This is a genomic window from Methylomonas sp. (genome assembly GCF_023228165.1).
Lineage (GTDB): Bacteria > Pseudomonadota > Gammaproteobacteria > Methylococcales > Methylomonadaceae > Methylomonas.
Window position 1 is genome coordinate 47,663 of sequence record NZ_JALOBS010000008.1, and the last position, 15,324, is coordinate 62,986.

The 15,324-nt window shown below is 51.7% G+C and carries 14 protein-coding genes; 4 read left to right on the forward strand and 10 right to left on the reverse strand.

Annotated elements, in window-relative coordinates; all coding sequences use genetic code 11:
- Window positions 1-65 precede the first annotated feature (65 nt).
- From cydX to M0R33_RS07605, 10 genes are all read right to left on the reverse strand, one after another.
- Entirely contained in the window at window positions 66-209 is a 144-nt protein-coding gene (cydX, locus tag M0R33_RS07560; protein WP_292567380.1) for a cytochrome bd-I oxidase subunit CydX, read from the reverse strand.
- 10 nt (window positions 210-219) lie between these two features.
- Entirely contained in the window at window positions 220-1,359 is a 1,140-nt protein-coding gene (cydB, locus tag M0R33_RS07565; RefSeq protein ID WP_292567383.1) for a cytochrome d ubiquinol oxidase subunit II, read from the reverse strand.
- Between the two features lie 3 nt (window positions 1,360-1,362).
- Entirely contained in the window at window positions 1,363-1,908 is a 546-nt protein-coding gene (locus M0R33_RS07570; RefSeq protein ID WP_292567385.1) for an aspartate carbamoyltransferase, read from the reverse strand.
- A 15-nt stretch (window positions 1,909-1,923) separates the two neighbouring features.
- Complete coding sequence (locus M0R33_RS07575; RefSeq protein WP_292567388.1) at window positions 1,924-3,486, reverse strand: cytochrome ubiquinol oxidase subunit I; 1,563 nt, start codon at window positions 3,484-3,486, stop codon at window positions 1,924-1,926.
- A complete protein-coding gene (gene cydP / locus M0R33_RS07580) occupies window positions 3,476-3,724 on the reverse strand; it encodes a cytochrome oxidase putative small subunit CydP (RefSeq protein ID WP_292567390.1) in 249 nt (82 codons plus the stop codon). Before cydP ends, M0R33_RS07575 begins: the two co-directional genes overlap by 11 nt.
- A gap of 68 nt (window positions 3,725-3,792) precedes the next feature.
- Window positions 3,793-4,818: a sulfite exporter TauE/SafE family protein gene (locus tag M0R33_RS07585; RefSeq protein WP_292567393.1), complete on the reverse strand. Its 1,026-nt coding sequence runs from the start codon at window positions 4,816-4,818 to the stop codon at window positions 3,793-3,795.
- A gap of 32 nt (window positions 4,819-4,850) precedes the next feature.
- Complete coding sequence (locus M0R33_RS07590) at window positions 4,851-6,575, reverse strand: multicopper oxidase domain-containing protein (RefSeq protein ID WP_292567396.1); 1,725 nt, start codon at window positions 6,573-6,575, stop codon at window positions 4,851-4,853.
- Between the two features lie 72 nt (window positions 6,576-6,647).
- Window positions 6,648-7,070, reverse strand: a complete 423-nt coding sequence (locus M0R33_RS07595) for a phosphate-starvation-inducible PsiE family protein (RefSeq protein ID WP_292567398.1) — start codon at window positions 7,068-7,070, stop codon at window positions 6,648-6,650.
- Between the two features lie 4 nt (window positions 7,071-7,074).
- Window positions 7,075-8,004: a sulfite exporter TauE/SafE family protein gene (locus M0R33_RS07600; protein ID WP_292567401.1), complete on the reverse strand. Its 930-nt coding sequence runs from the start codon at window positions 8,002-8,004 to the stop codon at window positions 7,075-7,077.
- Window positions 8,005-8,013: 9 nt separating this feature from the next.
- Window positions 8,014-8,712 (reverse strand): MBL fold metallo-hydrolase, encoded by a 699-nt coding sequence (locus tag M0R33_RS07605; RefSeq protein WP_292567403.1) that lies wholly within the window; start codon window positions 8,710-8,712, stop codon window positions 8,014-8,016.
- 1,179 nt (window positions 8,713-9,891) lie between these two features.
- On the opposite strand from M0R33_RS07605, the gene M0R33_RS07610 reads away from it, so the two are divergent.
- The 4 genes from M0R33_RS07610 to M0R33_RS07625 all read left to right on the forward strand — a co-directional run bounded on the left by M0R33_RS07610 (window position 9,892) and on the right by M0R33_RS07625 (window position 15,225).
- Window positions 9,892-10,257 (forward strand): TraR/DksA C4-type zinc finger protein, encoded by a 366-nt coding sequence (locus M0R33_RS07610; RefSeq protein ID WP_292567406.1) that lies wholly within the window; start codon window positions 9,892-9,894, stop codon window positions 10,255-10,257.
- A gap of 20 nt (window positions 10,258-10,277) precedes the next feature.
- The gene (locus tag M0R33_RS07615) at window positions 10,278-11,963 is read left to right on the forward strand and encodes an EAL domain-containing protein (RefSeq protein ID WP_292567410.1); all 1,686 of its coding nucleotides are present in this window, start codon (window positions 10,278-10,280) and stop codon (window positions 11,961-11,963) included.
- 119 nt (window positions 11,964-12,082) lie between these two features.
- The gene (locus tag M0R33_RS07620) at window positions 12,083-12,505 is read left to right on the forward strand and encodes a MarR family transcriptional regulator (RefSeq protein ID WP_292567413.1); all 423 of its coding nucleotides are present in this window, start codon (window positions 12,083-12,085) and stop codon (window positions 12,503-12,505) included.
- 134 nt (window positions 12,506-12,639) lie between these two features.
- Window positions 12,640-15,225 carry an MMPL family transporter gene (locus M0R33_RS07625; protein WP_292567416.1) on the forward strand — a complete coding sequence of 862 codons (2,586 nt, stop codon included), beginning with the start codon at window positions 12,640-12,642 and terminating at the stop codon, window positions 15,223-15,225.
- Window positions 15,226-15,324: the final 99 nt, after the last annotated feature.

The following is a 15,324-nucleotide window of genomic DNA, read 5'->3' on the forward strand; positions in this document are numbered from 1 at the left end:
CAGGCTAACGAAAACCCTCTGTTATGTAGAGAGGCCGAAACGGCCTCCCTTGCAGATATTCAATTTCAGGAATTCGGCTTACGCATCGTATCGCAAGACTGATCGATACCGTGAGTATCGATGTCGCAGACCGATTCCAGCCACATGGCGTTGATGATGCCGAACGCGGCGGCAAAGCCTACGCCCAAAATCCAAGCGAAATACCACATAGTTTTCTCCTTAATAAAGTGTATGACTGTCTTTTAAGACTGCCGCTTCCGTGACGCTACCCCAAATAATTCGGTAAACGAAGCGGGTGTAAAGCAATACGATGGGTAGAAAAATCACCGTAATCCAAAATGCCAATACCATGGTGGAATAACTGGAACTGGCATCCCATAAGGTCAAACTGGAATTCGGATCGGTTGAGGAAATCAGCAAGAAGGGGAATAAAGCAAAACCCACGCTCAAGGCGGTGCCTGTAACGCCCACGCAGCTGAATAGAAACGCGCCCATTCTGGATTCGCCCTTGCCCATCCACCAAGCCATGGCAAAACCGCCCAAACCGGCCATCGGTGCCAACCACATCCAGGGGTACTGCATAAAATGCGCTATCCAGCCAGCACCATCGCCGATGACGGTTTTATGCATGGGATTGGAAGGCGCCTCGGTGCCGGCCATTTGGGTGATCTCGGGACGATCGATACCGACAAATACCCACAACATCACCGCACTCAACGCCGCAACCAGCACCGGCCCCAGAAATTCCACCGCCAGTACGGCCCGGTCATGAATCACGTCTTCGCTGCGCCATTTCAAAAACAACGCCCCGTGAAACGTGGTCAGTAACAAACCGGTCACACCGCACAGCAGCGCAAACGGGCTCAATAAAGCCCAGAACGAACCGTCATAGAAGGTCCGCAAATCCTGATCCAGGTGAAACGGCAGGCCTAAAATCAGGTTACCCACCAACACCCCTATCAAAACCGGCGGCAAGGTTCCGCCTAAAAACAAAGCCCAATCCCAGGCATTGCGCCAGCCGGGATTATCCAATTTGCTGCGATAATCGAAACCGGCTGGACGAAAGAACAATGCAAACAACACCAGTAGCATGGCGACATACAAGCCGGAAAACAAAGTGGCATAGACAGCGGGCCAAATGGCAAATATCGCCCCACCCAGCAGCACCAACCAAACTTGATTACCTTCCCAGGTAGCGCCGACGGTATTGATAATCACCCGCCTTTCCACATCGGTTTTACCGATAAACGGTAATAAAGTACTGACACCGAAATCAAAGCCTTCCGTCAGAGCAAAGGCGATGCCGACCACACCGATAAACACCCACCAAATTACACGTATCGTTTCATAATCGAACATAGCTTACTCCTTTGGTAAAGATGGTTGCATTGTGCCGTGGCGGTGCATTTTATGCTTGCATTGCTCGGGCTTTTCACCGACTGCGTGCCGGGCATGATCGCTGAGCTGCGCATTGAAATACCGATGAATTGCATCCACCAGACTTGAGTCTTCGGCGGAATATTCGATTTCCGCGCCATTCGGCAATTCCCGGTAATCGGAACGCACCTTGGCATAACCAGCCGCCAGCTCGGCAAGGCCGGGCATATCGTCGCCGTGAATCTGCCGCTGGCGGGAAAAATCGCCTTGACGGAAGCCTTGACTGATTTGCAGCAAATGCCGGCGGATCAAGGCGATTTGTTCCGCATCGCCAGTATTGTAGGCTATCACTTGCTGAATACCGCCATGCATGGTTTTGTCGAACACATGCAGGGTTTTTTCCAAATTAAACGGCATCACATGCCGGCCACGGTCGGCAACGGTATCCAGCCTTTCCGAACTGACCGGCGGCTGGGCCTGCACCGCGGTCGCAGCCATCAACATGCCCAGTATAAAATTGAATTTTTTCATGTTTATCCCCCTGCCTTAGTGGGCGGCCGCGGTTTGTTCGAAACAATAGCGCCCGGTATGCAGACTGCTAGGCCCGATGCGCACATACTTGATCATCAAATACATCTCGATAATCAACAATACGGTGTAAAACAGCACAAAACCGCCGATGCTAAACCAGAGCTGGTCGGCACTGAGACTAGACACGCTTAAGTGAGTCGGCAATATGCCGGAAATCGTCCAGGGCTGCCGGCCGACTTCAGCCACAAACCAACCGGTTTCCGCGGCAATCCAGGGCAAGGGAATGCACCATACCGCCATCCGCATCAGCCAGCGTTTTTGATCGGCTACTCGAGTCGCGCAGTAGTAAAAACTCATGACAAAAATAAACAGCATGGTAAAACCGCAGGCCACCATGATTCTAAACGTCCAAAACAGCGGCGCGACCTTGGGCAGCGTATCGTCCGCGGCTTTTTCGATCATGGCGGCATCGGCATCCACCACATTCTCGGTATATTTTTTCAGCAATAAGCCATAACCCAAATCGGCTTTACGGACGGCAAAGTTTTGTTTGACACTGTCACTAGTATCGCCTGTACGCAACTTTTGCAAGTCCGCATAGGCCAGCATGCCGTTTTTGATGCGTTGCTTGCTTTCCGCGCGCAAGTCTTTCAAACCCTTGACTTCCTCACTGATGGAACGAGTGGCAATTAACCCCAACACATAAGGAATCTTAATGGCGTAGCGGGTTTCTTGGTTTTCCTGATCCGGTAAGCCGAACAGGGTAAAACCGGCCGGCGCAGGCTCGGTTTCCCATTCGGCTTCGATGGCGGCCAGTTTGACTTTTTGGGTTTCGCCTTCGGTATAGCCGCTTTCGTCGCCCAGCACGATTACCGACAAAATCGAAGCCAAGCCGAATGCCGAAGCGATGGAGAACGAGCGTCTGGCAAAACCGATATCCCGCTTGTTAAGCAAATACCAGGAGCTGATACCCAACACAAACATGGAGCCCGTCACATACCCCGCCGCCACGGTATGCACGAATTTAACCTGTGCCACCGGATTAAAAAACACATCGGCGAAGCTGGTCATTTCCATGCGCAGGGTTTCGTAATTAAACTCGGCCCCTACCGGATATTGCATCCAGCCGTTGGCGATCAGAATCCACAATGCCGACAAACTGGTGCCCACGGCCAGCAGCCAAGTCACTACCAGATGCTGGGTCTTACTTAACTTATCCCAGCCGAAGAAAAACAAGCCCACAAAGGTTGATTCCAGAAAAAACGCCATCCAGCCTTCCGCAGCCAACAGCGGCCCGAAGATATCACCGACATAATGCGAATAATAGGCCCAGTTAGTGCCGAACTGGAACTCTAACGTCAACCCGGTGGTTACCCCCATGGCGAAGTTGATACCGAACAACTTGCCCCAAAACTTGGTCATGTCCTTGTACACCTCTTTACCGGTCATCACATACACCGACTCCATAATGCCGAGGATGAAGGTCATGCCCAAGGTTAAAGGCACGAATAAAAAATGATACAGTGCGGTCAGCCCGAACTGCATCCTGGACAGCATGACAATGTCATCACCGAACATGGGAAGGCTCCTTTTTTAAAGATTGAGACGAGAAATCGACTGGCGCAACCGCGTTTGCCGACGATAAGGCAAAGTGTTCGGCCATATCCGGCTTGTCGACAGGCCTGTCCTGCCAACGAAAAATTAAAAACCATAAACCGATCAGCAATACGATTTTAATCAGCAATGCCGCGGCTATTTCCCAGCGCAGCAGACTGGGCCTGGGTAAGTGTGGCTTGAATGAATTTGAGTTAATCATAAAATTACCGTTTTGTAATGTACAAGACAAAACAGCCCCTCCGGAATGAAGTCATTCAGGTAAGCTGATTAATGCATCATCGTGGACTGCGGCATCTTCATGAGATGCCCGGTTTTCAACATCTGCCAGCCACGCTGCGCCATCATCACTCCCATCACAATCACCAGAATGCCGGATACCCGAGCCAACTGGTGCATGGTCTTGGCTGACAATAATGTTGCGAATAATCCAAAGCCCCAAAGCGGCAGCAAGGTACCCAGACTGAACATCAATAAAATCATGCCGCCTTGCAAGGGATCGCCACTACCGGCCGCCATGATATACATGGCTTGCAACGGGCCACATCCCAGCAACAGGCCGCTCCACAGGCCGGTGGTCAGTGCGTTACGTTGTTTCCGTATCCCGGCATTGATCTGGCGATTCAGCGAACTGGGCAAACGCAAGGTAAATCGGCGTAAAAAGTCAAACACATTCAGCATCTTCAAACCATACAGCACTAAAAACACACTGGCTGCCAACGCGGCAAATCCACGTATTTGCGGCGTAATGGCAATGCTTGCTCCCAGCAGGCCAAAGCCGGCGCCCAACGAGGTATAGGATATGGCCTTACCCACGCCATAACTCAAATGCGCCAGTACTTGTCTGAATTTAGATCGACTGGTATCGGTATAACCCACCACGAAACTGCCGCACATCCCGATACAATGAAACCCGGTCAAAAAACCGATGCCAAATAAAACAGCATAACCGGCCTGTGGCTCTATCATTTGCATCACGGTCGGCATTTGGCTTTTGCCCCAAAATACCACACCGCCGACGATGATCAGCAAAATTAAAAAAGCCAATATGGTACGCAGTATGCCGAGTCTTCGCGCCTTGGGCGGGTTAACAATATAGCCCTTGTTAATAATAGCCTGTTGAATTGCCGCCCACCCCACAAGGGAGTCATCGTAAACCACATCCACAATCTGCTGAATGTAACTGGCCGAGACCCGCTCTACGCCGGGTAGCTCTGCAACGGCTTCGATAATGATGTCTTCGCAACCCGTACATTGCATGCCATCGACTTTAAAATGCTTATGTTTAGTCGCCATGCTCTTACCCTCCTGGCAGCCGGTTATAACGTTTATTCCACGGAAAAGTCACGCATCATGCCCATATCTTCATGTTCGAGATTATGGCAATGAAACATGAACAAACCTTTGAAGTCTTGGAAAGGCTTGATGATTTTGACCCGTTCGCCCGGCATCACTAATACCGTATCTTTCCAGCCGCCTTCGATAAAACCGTCTTTAACCGAGGCATAGCCCTTGCTCTCGGGACCGTCCAGACTGCGCCTGAGGATCTGGAAATATTGGCCGTGCAGATGTATCGGATGCGCCATGGACATCATCATGCCCATACCGCCGCCATGCCGCATTCCCATGCCCATGCCTTTCCCGCCGCCTTCATGATTCATACCGCGCATGCCCATGCCGCCCATCTTGTGACCGCTTTGTTCGCCCCCATCGTGCCGCCCGGCGGATTTTGCAGTACCACCATGACCGCCGCCGTGGGCGTGGAAAATTTCCATCAACTGCACGGTATCGAATGGAATCCGCTCATTGGGCTGTAGGTCGTTATAGGCATAAGGCCGGCCGTTCAGAACCATTCTCATGGGGCCTTCGGAAATACCGATCGGCACCGGCTTATGCGGATTGGCGGTATCAGCCAAGGTATAGCGTTTAATAATAGACAATTTTTGCGGCAAGGCCGGACTGTCGCTCACCTGTTTAGTCACCTTGATACTGAAGATCGGATAGTCGCTGCCTACTGGCAAACTCGAACCATGCATACCTCGTCCGCCGCCCATCATACCCGGCAATACGCCGGAAAACTCACGGCTACGCAACACCAGCCGCGAGCCGACTTTCCGCCCGCTGAAATCGGCCCAGACATCCAAGCGCTCGCCGGGGGCCAGCATGACATAGGATTTTTTGACGGGTTTTTCCAACAAACCGCCATCGGTACCGATTACGGTAATGGGTGTGTTATCGTCCCACGCCAGCTTGTAAATGCGTGCCGTGGATGCGTTGAGCACTCTAAAACGGTAAGCCCGACTGGCAACATCAAGATGAAAGTTGGGCAAACCGTTGACTAAAATCCGGTCGCCGTAAAACCCCATCATCCTGTCGCGCATGTGGCGGGCATAAATCAACTGATTATTGTTATCGAACAAACGATCCTGAATCACCAGCGGGATTTCGAATTCGCCATCCGGTAGCCCCAGGCGTTTTTCCTCGTCGTCATTGACGATAATCGCCCCGGCCAGACCGTGATACACCTGTTTGGCGGTAGTATTGTGCGGATGCGGATGGTAAATATTCATACTGGCGCGATTCAACATTTCGAACTCGTAAACAAAAGTTTCGCCTTTGCCTATCGAGTATACGGGATGCCCATCCACCTCGGCCGGCACATGCAAGCCATGCCAGTGGGTAATAGTGAGCTCATCCAGCTGGTTATGTAAATTGATGCGGATTTTCTGGCCTTTTTGAAAACGCAATATCGGCCCCAGATATGAACCGGGCAGTTGCGTCAGGGTATTGGCCGGACCTTTTACCAGCGTGGCGAAATATTGTTGCACCCGGGTTACGTTGCCGGGCAAAATGCCAATAGATGATGGCTTACAGACCAGATCGATTTCTACATCCGAATGAAAATTGGGCGAGGCTTTACGCGCCGGTAATTTCGGCATATCGCTCATGCCTTCCATGGCCTGTAACCAGCTGGGCACCCCGGCCCAAGCCAATAGTCCGACACCGGTTTGTGTAAAAAAACGACGGCGGGAAGGATTATTTGCCTGCTTCATAACAGCTCCTCGATCTGAATCGATCATTATTATAATAGTTATATTTTGCGGACCTCCTTGTCGTTGTTAGACTCAACCGTTGTCCGACGGTGGTTTCAGAATCACTCGCGTGGATATCGCCAGCAATAAGATCGCCGCGGACACCCATAACATGCCCATGCCGGCTTCGTGATGGGCCGACACATCGGCAATCACCAGTCTGGCCAACGCGGTAATCGCGACATAGATCAGGCATCGTACGGGCATGACGTTGGTTTTGAAATAAATTCCGACCATCGCCCCCAGCTCAAGATAAATGAACAGCAGCAGAATATCACCGATGGTAGCGTGACCCTGCGCCACCATACCGGCATAAGCGAAGACCGCCGACCAGACAATACTTGCGCCGATTACGAATAACGCCAGATAATGAAACGCTTCAATCAGCAGATTACCCAACTGGTCCGACCAGACTTTCAAACCGGAATGTAACTCATTAAAACGTTCAGGCTTCATATTGTTAATGTCCGTCCGCTGGTTTTTGTTTGCCAAGCATAACGCGATCGGCTTTATGTACCCAAGTGCCGATGCGGAGCAAACTCAAAATGACCGGCAAACCGAATAACAGCCAGACCAGTCCGTGCGCATTGCTAAACCAGGCTTGGCTACTACTTAGCAATTCATCCGTTAACGATTGCGACAACACATAAATACCGACACCAACCACCATCACCCCGAAACCACGACGTAGCCAAGCCGGCTTGATGTGACCGGAAAGCACGGCACCCAGACCGCTACCGACTAAGGCACCGGTCATAACAAGCATGGTCAAGGGCATATCCAGCTCCGCATGTTGGCTAAAACCGGCAAATCCCGCCAAGGCATTCATCACAATAATCAATAACGAAGTACCGACGGCACCCTGCATAGGCAAACCCACCAGCAAAGTCAAGGCGGGCACGATCAAAAAACCGCCGCCCACACCCACCATCCCCGTCAGGCCGCCCACGAAAAAACCGTCAAAAAGTACCCGCAAATACGGTACTTTTAACGGACAAACCGAAGCGGACTCCATATTTGAATCGGAATCGGCTTGACCCTTAGTCCTTCGCAGCATCAATAGCCCGGTTGACAGACTGATCAACCCGAATAAGGTCATCAGCAAGTCCGAGGAAAAATGCGCGGCCAAGCGTCCGCCGGCGAAAGCTCCCAGCATGCCGGACAAACCGAAAAACAGCCCGCTTTTCCAACATACCGACCGGCGGCGAGCATGCGGGATCAATGCCATCAAACTGGAAATACCCACCACAACAAACGAGGTCACAATAGCGGTTTTCGGTTCCACGTTCAACAAATACACCAGCATAGGCACCGTTAGAATAGAACCGCCGCCGCCCAACAGTCCCAGCAATAAACCGATGACCAGAGACAGCGACAAGGTAAGCAACATGATAGCTCCCTAATCCTGTTCCACGACCAGCCCGCAGGACTGGTTGGCCGGCAAGGCTTTATCGATAAATTTAGGATAAGCCAGTTTCAAGTCCTGCATGATGGCGATGAATTCTTCCCGAGTCCGGCCACCGCCCAAGCGGCTGTTTTTTGCTATTTCCTGCTTGATAGTCGAAACCGTATTGCCTTGGTAATCATGCCCCGGATACACCAGAGTATCGGCTGGCAAGCTGAATAACTTACGGGTGATACTGTCATAAAGCAGACCGGCATCGCCTTGTTGAAAATCGGTACGGCCACTGCCGTTGATTAATAATGCATCTCCGGTAAACACCCTGTCGGCCATCACATAACTGACGCAACCGCCGGTATGGCCGGGTGTATGCCGCACTTCCAAATCCAGATCACCCACCTGCAACGTCACGCCATCGGTTACCAACAAATCGGCGCACATGGCTCCGGCATCCCGATGTACCACGCTTTTACTGCCAATTTGCTCCCGCAATTGGCCCGCCGCTGTAACATGATCGGCATGCACGTGAGTTTCCAGCGTGTAAATCAGTTTTAAATTAAGGTTTTGCAGCAAGTTGAGATACTGATCGATTTCCGACACCACCGGATCAATCAATAGTGCCCGACGGGTACGTTGGCAACCCAGCAAATAACTGTAGGTAGAGGTCTCGGTTTCAAAAAGCTGTCTGAAGATCATGGTTATACCCCGCTAAGGTTGAATTAGAAACTATTAATAACCTTATATCAATTCGCGTGCCAACATTTTTGCTCAGCATTTTTTATAAGTTATTGTTTATATTAGACCTTGATCGACCATTGCCGAATGATCACCGTCTTAATCATGAAACATTGAAACAGATGCAACAAATATAAGACATCAGTGAAACAAGCAGCTCTTGACAACTGCCGGCCGCGTTGAAAATATCGGCCAGGTTACAATCCAGCTAAGCCCGGCCCCGAGCGTATTGCCGCCGACGTAGAATTGACTCCGTTTGCAGGCACCTGAAAGTAGCCTGCGTTATTAGCAAATCTGACGTACGGCCGGACTTGAAGAAAGATGGCGCCCGCTGCTGCAATAAGCTTCAGGCGTAGTTAACGTGGCGGTCGGAATCCCCAACGTTTGGGATCGATCCGGCGGCGGGTTCAAATTCAACTCGTCGTTAGTGCCTCTGTATGATCGGAAAATCAAACGAATGGAAGCCGGCTGACCTTGGCGGACCGGAAACGATGAATTAATCAACCGGTATTTGGTTCAACGCCAGAATGTCGGGCTGCCGGCGACTGCCCACCGCTGGTTACAGCAATGGATCGTGCCGCAAGCGATCATGACCGTTGCAGCCTTCAAGGCCGCAAACACCGCCCATAGCAGCGTTGCGCCGCTAAATCCCGTATGGTATGGATATCCGATCCGGATCGCGAGGATCGTGTAAGGCTTGGGCGATGGCTTTGATAAATCCAATCTTCGATCCACTGTTGTAACAGAATAAAACCGCCATCCGAACAGACGGCATCGGCTGATGCCGGGTCATATTTTTGCTGAAATATCCCGGCTAATCATAGTATTGGGAAGCCTGCCGGTATTGCAGGCATGTTAACCGGCAATGCAAAAAAAACCTCGAACCTTCAGCGTTCTGGGATAGAATCAACTCTCCTCCAATCGAAAACAGCGTTCAGGCCAGTGTAATAGCGCATTCAGATCAAGTAACGGTTTTTATTTTTAGATAACACGCCGGTGATTTGCCCCTGCCCGATTGTGGTTGTTGGGTGCTTGTTTCGAATGCGGGATATCTCCGCCATCCTTAACCATCCTGCCACAACCACGTCTCGATACGCATTTGCCACGCTCACCGTGTGTTACCGGTATATCGAGGACATCATGTTATTACCCGATCAAATAGAGCATTATCGCGCACTGATGCAGCAGCAATTGGATGAAGCAATAACCGCGTTGGAACTAGCCGACCAGACAAATTCCGGTACCGTGCAACTCGATCAAAGCCGTGTCGGCAGATTGTCCAGAATGGACGCCATGCAGCAGCAAGCCATGAGTCAGTCTTTAAGAGAGCGACTGCTGCGCAACCGCCGACGGCTCGAGGCAGCGCTGGAGAGGGTTCGTAATGGCAGTTTCGGTTTATGCTGCCGCTGCGAGGACGAACTGGAAGCGGTTCGCTTGGAAACCGAGCCGGCCGCGCCGTTTTGTGCCGATTGCCAGGATGAAATCGAAAACAAGCGGCCACGCTAACTTCTGTAAGGAATTATCGAATGATAACGGACTTCAGCGCGCATTGGTTCCAGCAGGTATTGGATCACCTTGGGCAAGGTATGGCAATACTGGACACGGAAGGATGCTTGGTCTGGTGCAATCGTGCCTATGCACAAATCACCGGTTTTTGTCGGCAAGCGCATATCGGCCAGGCACCGCCGCACATAGTTGATCATGCCAGGTTGTTGTGCCGGGCCAAATTTCAACTGGAGGTGTCCGGCAATTGGCAGGGCGAGGCGATTGGCATTACTGAAAAAGGCCAGCCACTAGCTTTGCTGGTCAGTTTAAGCCACATCCCGAACCCTCAAGGCGGGCGGAACTGGTTGTTGGAGCATTTCTTTGAAATCGATAGTTATCTCGGCTATATCAAGCAGCTGGAATCGCAAGCCTTGCACGATCCGCTCAGCGGCTTACCCAATCGTAGCTACTTCCGCTCGGAAATCAATGGCGCGTTTCAAGTGCACCAGCAATCGCAGCGCACTGTCGCCGTGATGTTTATCGACCTGGATGGCTTTAAACTGATCAATGACCGGACGGGCCACGAAAGCGGCGATTACGTGCTCATGATCGTCGCTCAACGTTTACGGCATAGCGCCAAACAGCACCACGGTTTTGTCGCCCGCATGGGCGGTGATGAATTTGCCTTGCTATTGATGGATACGGACGCCGACCAGGCCCAGAATGTGGCGGCAGCCGTGCTGACTGACATCGAGCAACCGATAACCGTGGGCAAGCGTATGTTCCGCGTATCGGCCAGTATCGGCATTTACCACGATCAATATGCCCATACCCATGCCAGCGAGTTGTTAAGGCGCGCCGATCAGACTATGTATCAAATCAAAAAACAGGGTGGACACGGCTATAAGCTGCAAAGCGGCGCAATGGTGCAACACGAGCGTAAGCCACCGACGGAGGCTTGGCGAACTGAAATTGACAATGCGTTAAGCAACCATGAGTTCAGTGCCTTTGCTCAACCCATCGTCGATATACAGACCGGTAGGGTGACGGCCATTGAAACGCGCGTTCGTTGGCAGGCGCAGCGCGGCTTACTGACCGCAAAAGAAGTGTTGAATCATGTCTCGCAAGCAAACCGGGAAGAAACCCTGGATTTTCTGATGCTGGAGCAAGCGCTGGCGATTCTTACCCAACTCAAACAATGTGCTAGCCGTCTGCCGGCGCTACGCATTGCGGTCAATTTATCCGCGGCAACCTGTCTGAATCAGGATTTCTTACAGCGACTATGCCTGTATGTCGATTCCCGGCAACTACCCTGCAAACGGTTTCGTTTCGACATTCCGGAAAAAGCCTTCGTACTGTACCCCGCGCAGATGGCGGAGCTCGTGGTAGGGCTGGTTGAAAAAGGCTTTGAAGTTGCTGCTGACCACATTACCTGCGCCGATGTCGTCAACACGGTACTGGCGGAGATACCCATTACCATTATCAAGCTGGACGAATTTTTGGTCAGCGGCTTACCCGACAGCGCCGACGCCATGTTTACCGCTACAGCGATCATCGCCGCCGCCAAACGCCATGGCTTTGCCGTCGGCGCCGAAGGTGTTGGATGGATGAAGCAATTGGAGTGGCTGCGTAATGCCGGTTGCCGGGAATGTCAGGGCGAATTGATCGGCAGCCCGAAACCGCCGGATGAGGCCCTGACAGCGATTAAAACAGGCCGCTATTGGTAACTGCATCTCGCTATTGCCCTTGGTTTAGTCTGCCGACAGCTGCAAGTGGCTTGTCAGAAACGTATAGAGCGATATAATGACCAATACTTATTATATGATTTCTAGCTTAATTCGGCCTCATGCACTCTAAATTTGGTTTTCTCAGTTACGAAATTAGCCACATCATCCGCCAGCGTTTCAATAAGGAGGCCGAACATATTGGCTTCACCCATTCGCAATGGCGGGCGCTGGTGCACTTATCCGAAAACGAAAACTGCCGCCAAGTCGATCTGGCCGAAATTTTGGAGATCAAGCCGATCACGCTAGCCAGGCAAATCGATTTACTCGAAGAATCCGGCCTAGTGCGGCGTAACAAGGATGTCGATGACCGACGCGCCTACCGACTGGAAATCACCGATAAGGCACGACTTATCATGCTGGAACTCTGGACGATTGCCGACGCAGTAGAAGCCGAGGTTTTGGCGGCTTTGAGTCCAGAGGAACGCCGCATGATGACTTCATTGTTAGAGCGGGTAAAGACCCACCTTTGCGGCGGCGAATAAGGCTTGATTTACTATCCGATCATAGTCGTTACACCGCCCTATCGCCTGAATGAAAGGTTAATGGCCAATAGTACGCTCACCCCCGACCGTAGCCGAAGCGGGTTATCACTGCCGGCCCTTTTTAAAATCAGCCGATGATTGATCACGCACTAAGCCGTTTTAGCCGGTTAATCCTACGTTACCCTTGGCAAGTATTGCTGCTGTTCTTGATACTCTGTGCCCTTAGCATCGGTTATACCAGCCGCCATCTGGGGATACAAAACAATACGGCTCAGTTATTGGATCAGGATTTACCGTTTCAAAAGGTACGCTTGGAATTGGAGCGGGCTTTTCCACAAGATGCCTCGACCCTGATTGTGGTGGTGGAGTCGGAAACGCCGGAACAAACCGCGCTGGCTGCCGATGTGATTAATCGCCGCTTGGCGGCGGAATCAAGTTTATTCGAATCGACTTACATTGCCGGCGACGATGCGTTTTTCCGCCGACAAGGTTTTTTGTACCTGGACACGGAACAGCTTGAAGCATTGTCCGGTAAACTGATCGAAGCCCAACCCTTCATAGGCTATTTATCCCAACATTTTCATTTTGCCGGCTTGGTCGATATCGTTGTGCACGCGCTGGAGAATCGGGAAACTGATTCGGCTGCAACGCTGGATACGCTATTGGCTGCCATCGACCAAACCGTGGTCGCGGCCAACCAGGGTCGGTCTCATCTTTTGTCCTGGCAACAATTGCTGACAGGCACAGGACAAACTCAGAACCGCACGCGTCGTCTGGTAATTGCCAAACCGTACCTAGATTTTGACCAATTGATGCCGGCGGAACAACCTATGCGCTATTTGCGGGAGTTGGTAGCGGAAATGTCGGCACTGCATCCAGGCGTGAAAATGGCCATCACCGGCGAAGTCGCATTGGAGCACGAGGAAATGGAAACGGTGAATCACGATATGTTGATCTCCGGAATCATCTCCTTTGTGTTGGTATGCGGGGCGCTATGGCTGGGGCTGCGGTCGGCTCGCTTATTGCTGGCAACACTGATAGTACTGATCATCGGCTTGTTGTTGACGGCCGGTTTCGCTGCCGTGGCCATCGGCCACCTCAATCTGATTTCGGTGGCATTTGCGGTGTTGTATATCGGCTTGGGCGTGGACTTTGCCACGCACCTTTGCTTGCATTACCAAGAATGCCGAAGTCAAAACATGACTGCCGACGACGCGATCATTGACAGCATGACAGCGGTCGGACCGTCGCTACTGCAGTGCGCGCTAACCACTGCCATCGGCTTTTTTGCTTTTATCCCGACCGACTTCAAAGGTGTCGCCGAATTAGGCATTATTTCCGGGGCAGGCATGTTTATCGGCCTAGCCGTTTCGCTCAGCTTGCTGCCGGCCTTGTTGAAAATATTATCGTCACGGGCCCGGCCCGTCCGACACTCGGCAGGGTTGCCGCCACGCTTTTACAGCTTCCCTTTTCGGCGTGCCCTCGCCATTCGCATCGCAGCCGTATCATTAGCCTTTATTGCCACATTGAGTCTTGGGGGCGTTAGCTTTGACTCCGCATCGATCAACCTGCGCGACCCCCATTCACCATCGGTCATCGCCTTTAAGCGCTTGTTAGAAAACCAAGCCGAATCGCCTTTTGCTATTTCGGCACTGGCCGATAATCTGGATCAGGCTAATCGTCTGGCTGAACGGTTTGCGGCGCTGCCTAGCGTGCATCAGGCTATCACCTTCAGCGATTTGCTGCCGATGGACCAAGCGCGGAAGCTGGAAATTATCGACAACTTAAACCTAATGATGCCGACGCAACTCAGCCACTTTGCGGACGTTCATCAAGCCTCCGATGTACGTGCCGCCTTGTTGACATTACAGCGCGCGCTGCAAAAGTCCGCTACCAATGCAGCAGCACCTCTGTCGGAATCGCGAATCAACGCGTTGCATACTCATATTGCTGAATTTATACAGAGGGCGGACAGCGCCCCGCGGCCCGATGCGGTGTATAAGAATCTGGAAGATCGTTTGCTGACACTGTTGCCGCATACCTTATCACTGCTACGCGATAGTTTTGCGGCGAGTCCGGTCACTTTAGACGGCATACCCGACAGTCTTCGTCGACACTGGGTCAGCGGCGAGGGGAAATATCGCGTATTGGTCACGCCTGCCGAAGATCTGAATCATCGCGAGCACCTGCAACAATTCGTCAATCAAGTCATGGATACACATGCATCGGTGTTTGGGTTGCCGATTGGCGACGTTACCTCGGGGCAGGCAGTAGTCGATGCGTTCATTCAGGCGTTTTCAAGCGCGCTGATTCTGATTGTGCTGCTGCTGCTATTGATGACGCGTAGCGTAAAATCGACATTACTGGTGGTGGCACCTTTATTGTTGGCCGCACTTTTGACCGGAGCTTGTAATGTATGGCTAAACAACCCGTTCAATTTCGCCAACATCATTGTGCTGCCGTTACTACTCGGCATGGGGGTGGACAGCGGCATTCACATTGTCCAACGCTTGCGGCATCGGCCGAACGACATCGATAATTTACTGCATTCAAGTTCGGCACGCGGGGTGTTTTTCAGTGCCTTGACCACCCTATGCAGCTTTACCAGCCTTGCCTTCAACAACCATCAAGGTACAGCCAGCATGGGTTTGCTGTTGTCTATCGGCATAGTGCTAACCATTATTTGCAGCCAGTGTTGCCGGCAATGCGAACAAGGTTGAAGAATTAAGCCTTCGCGCCGGACCACACAGAATGGGTGTGACAAGATTACAATATTAGAGATATAATCCCTTATGCTTATAGTATTGATAATTCGCCTT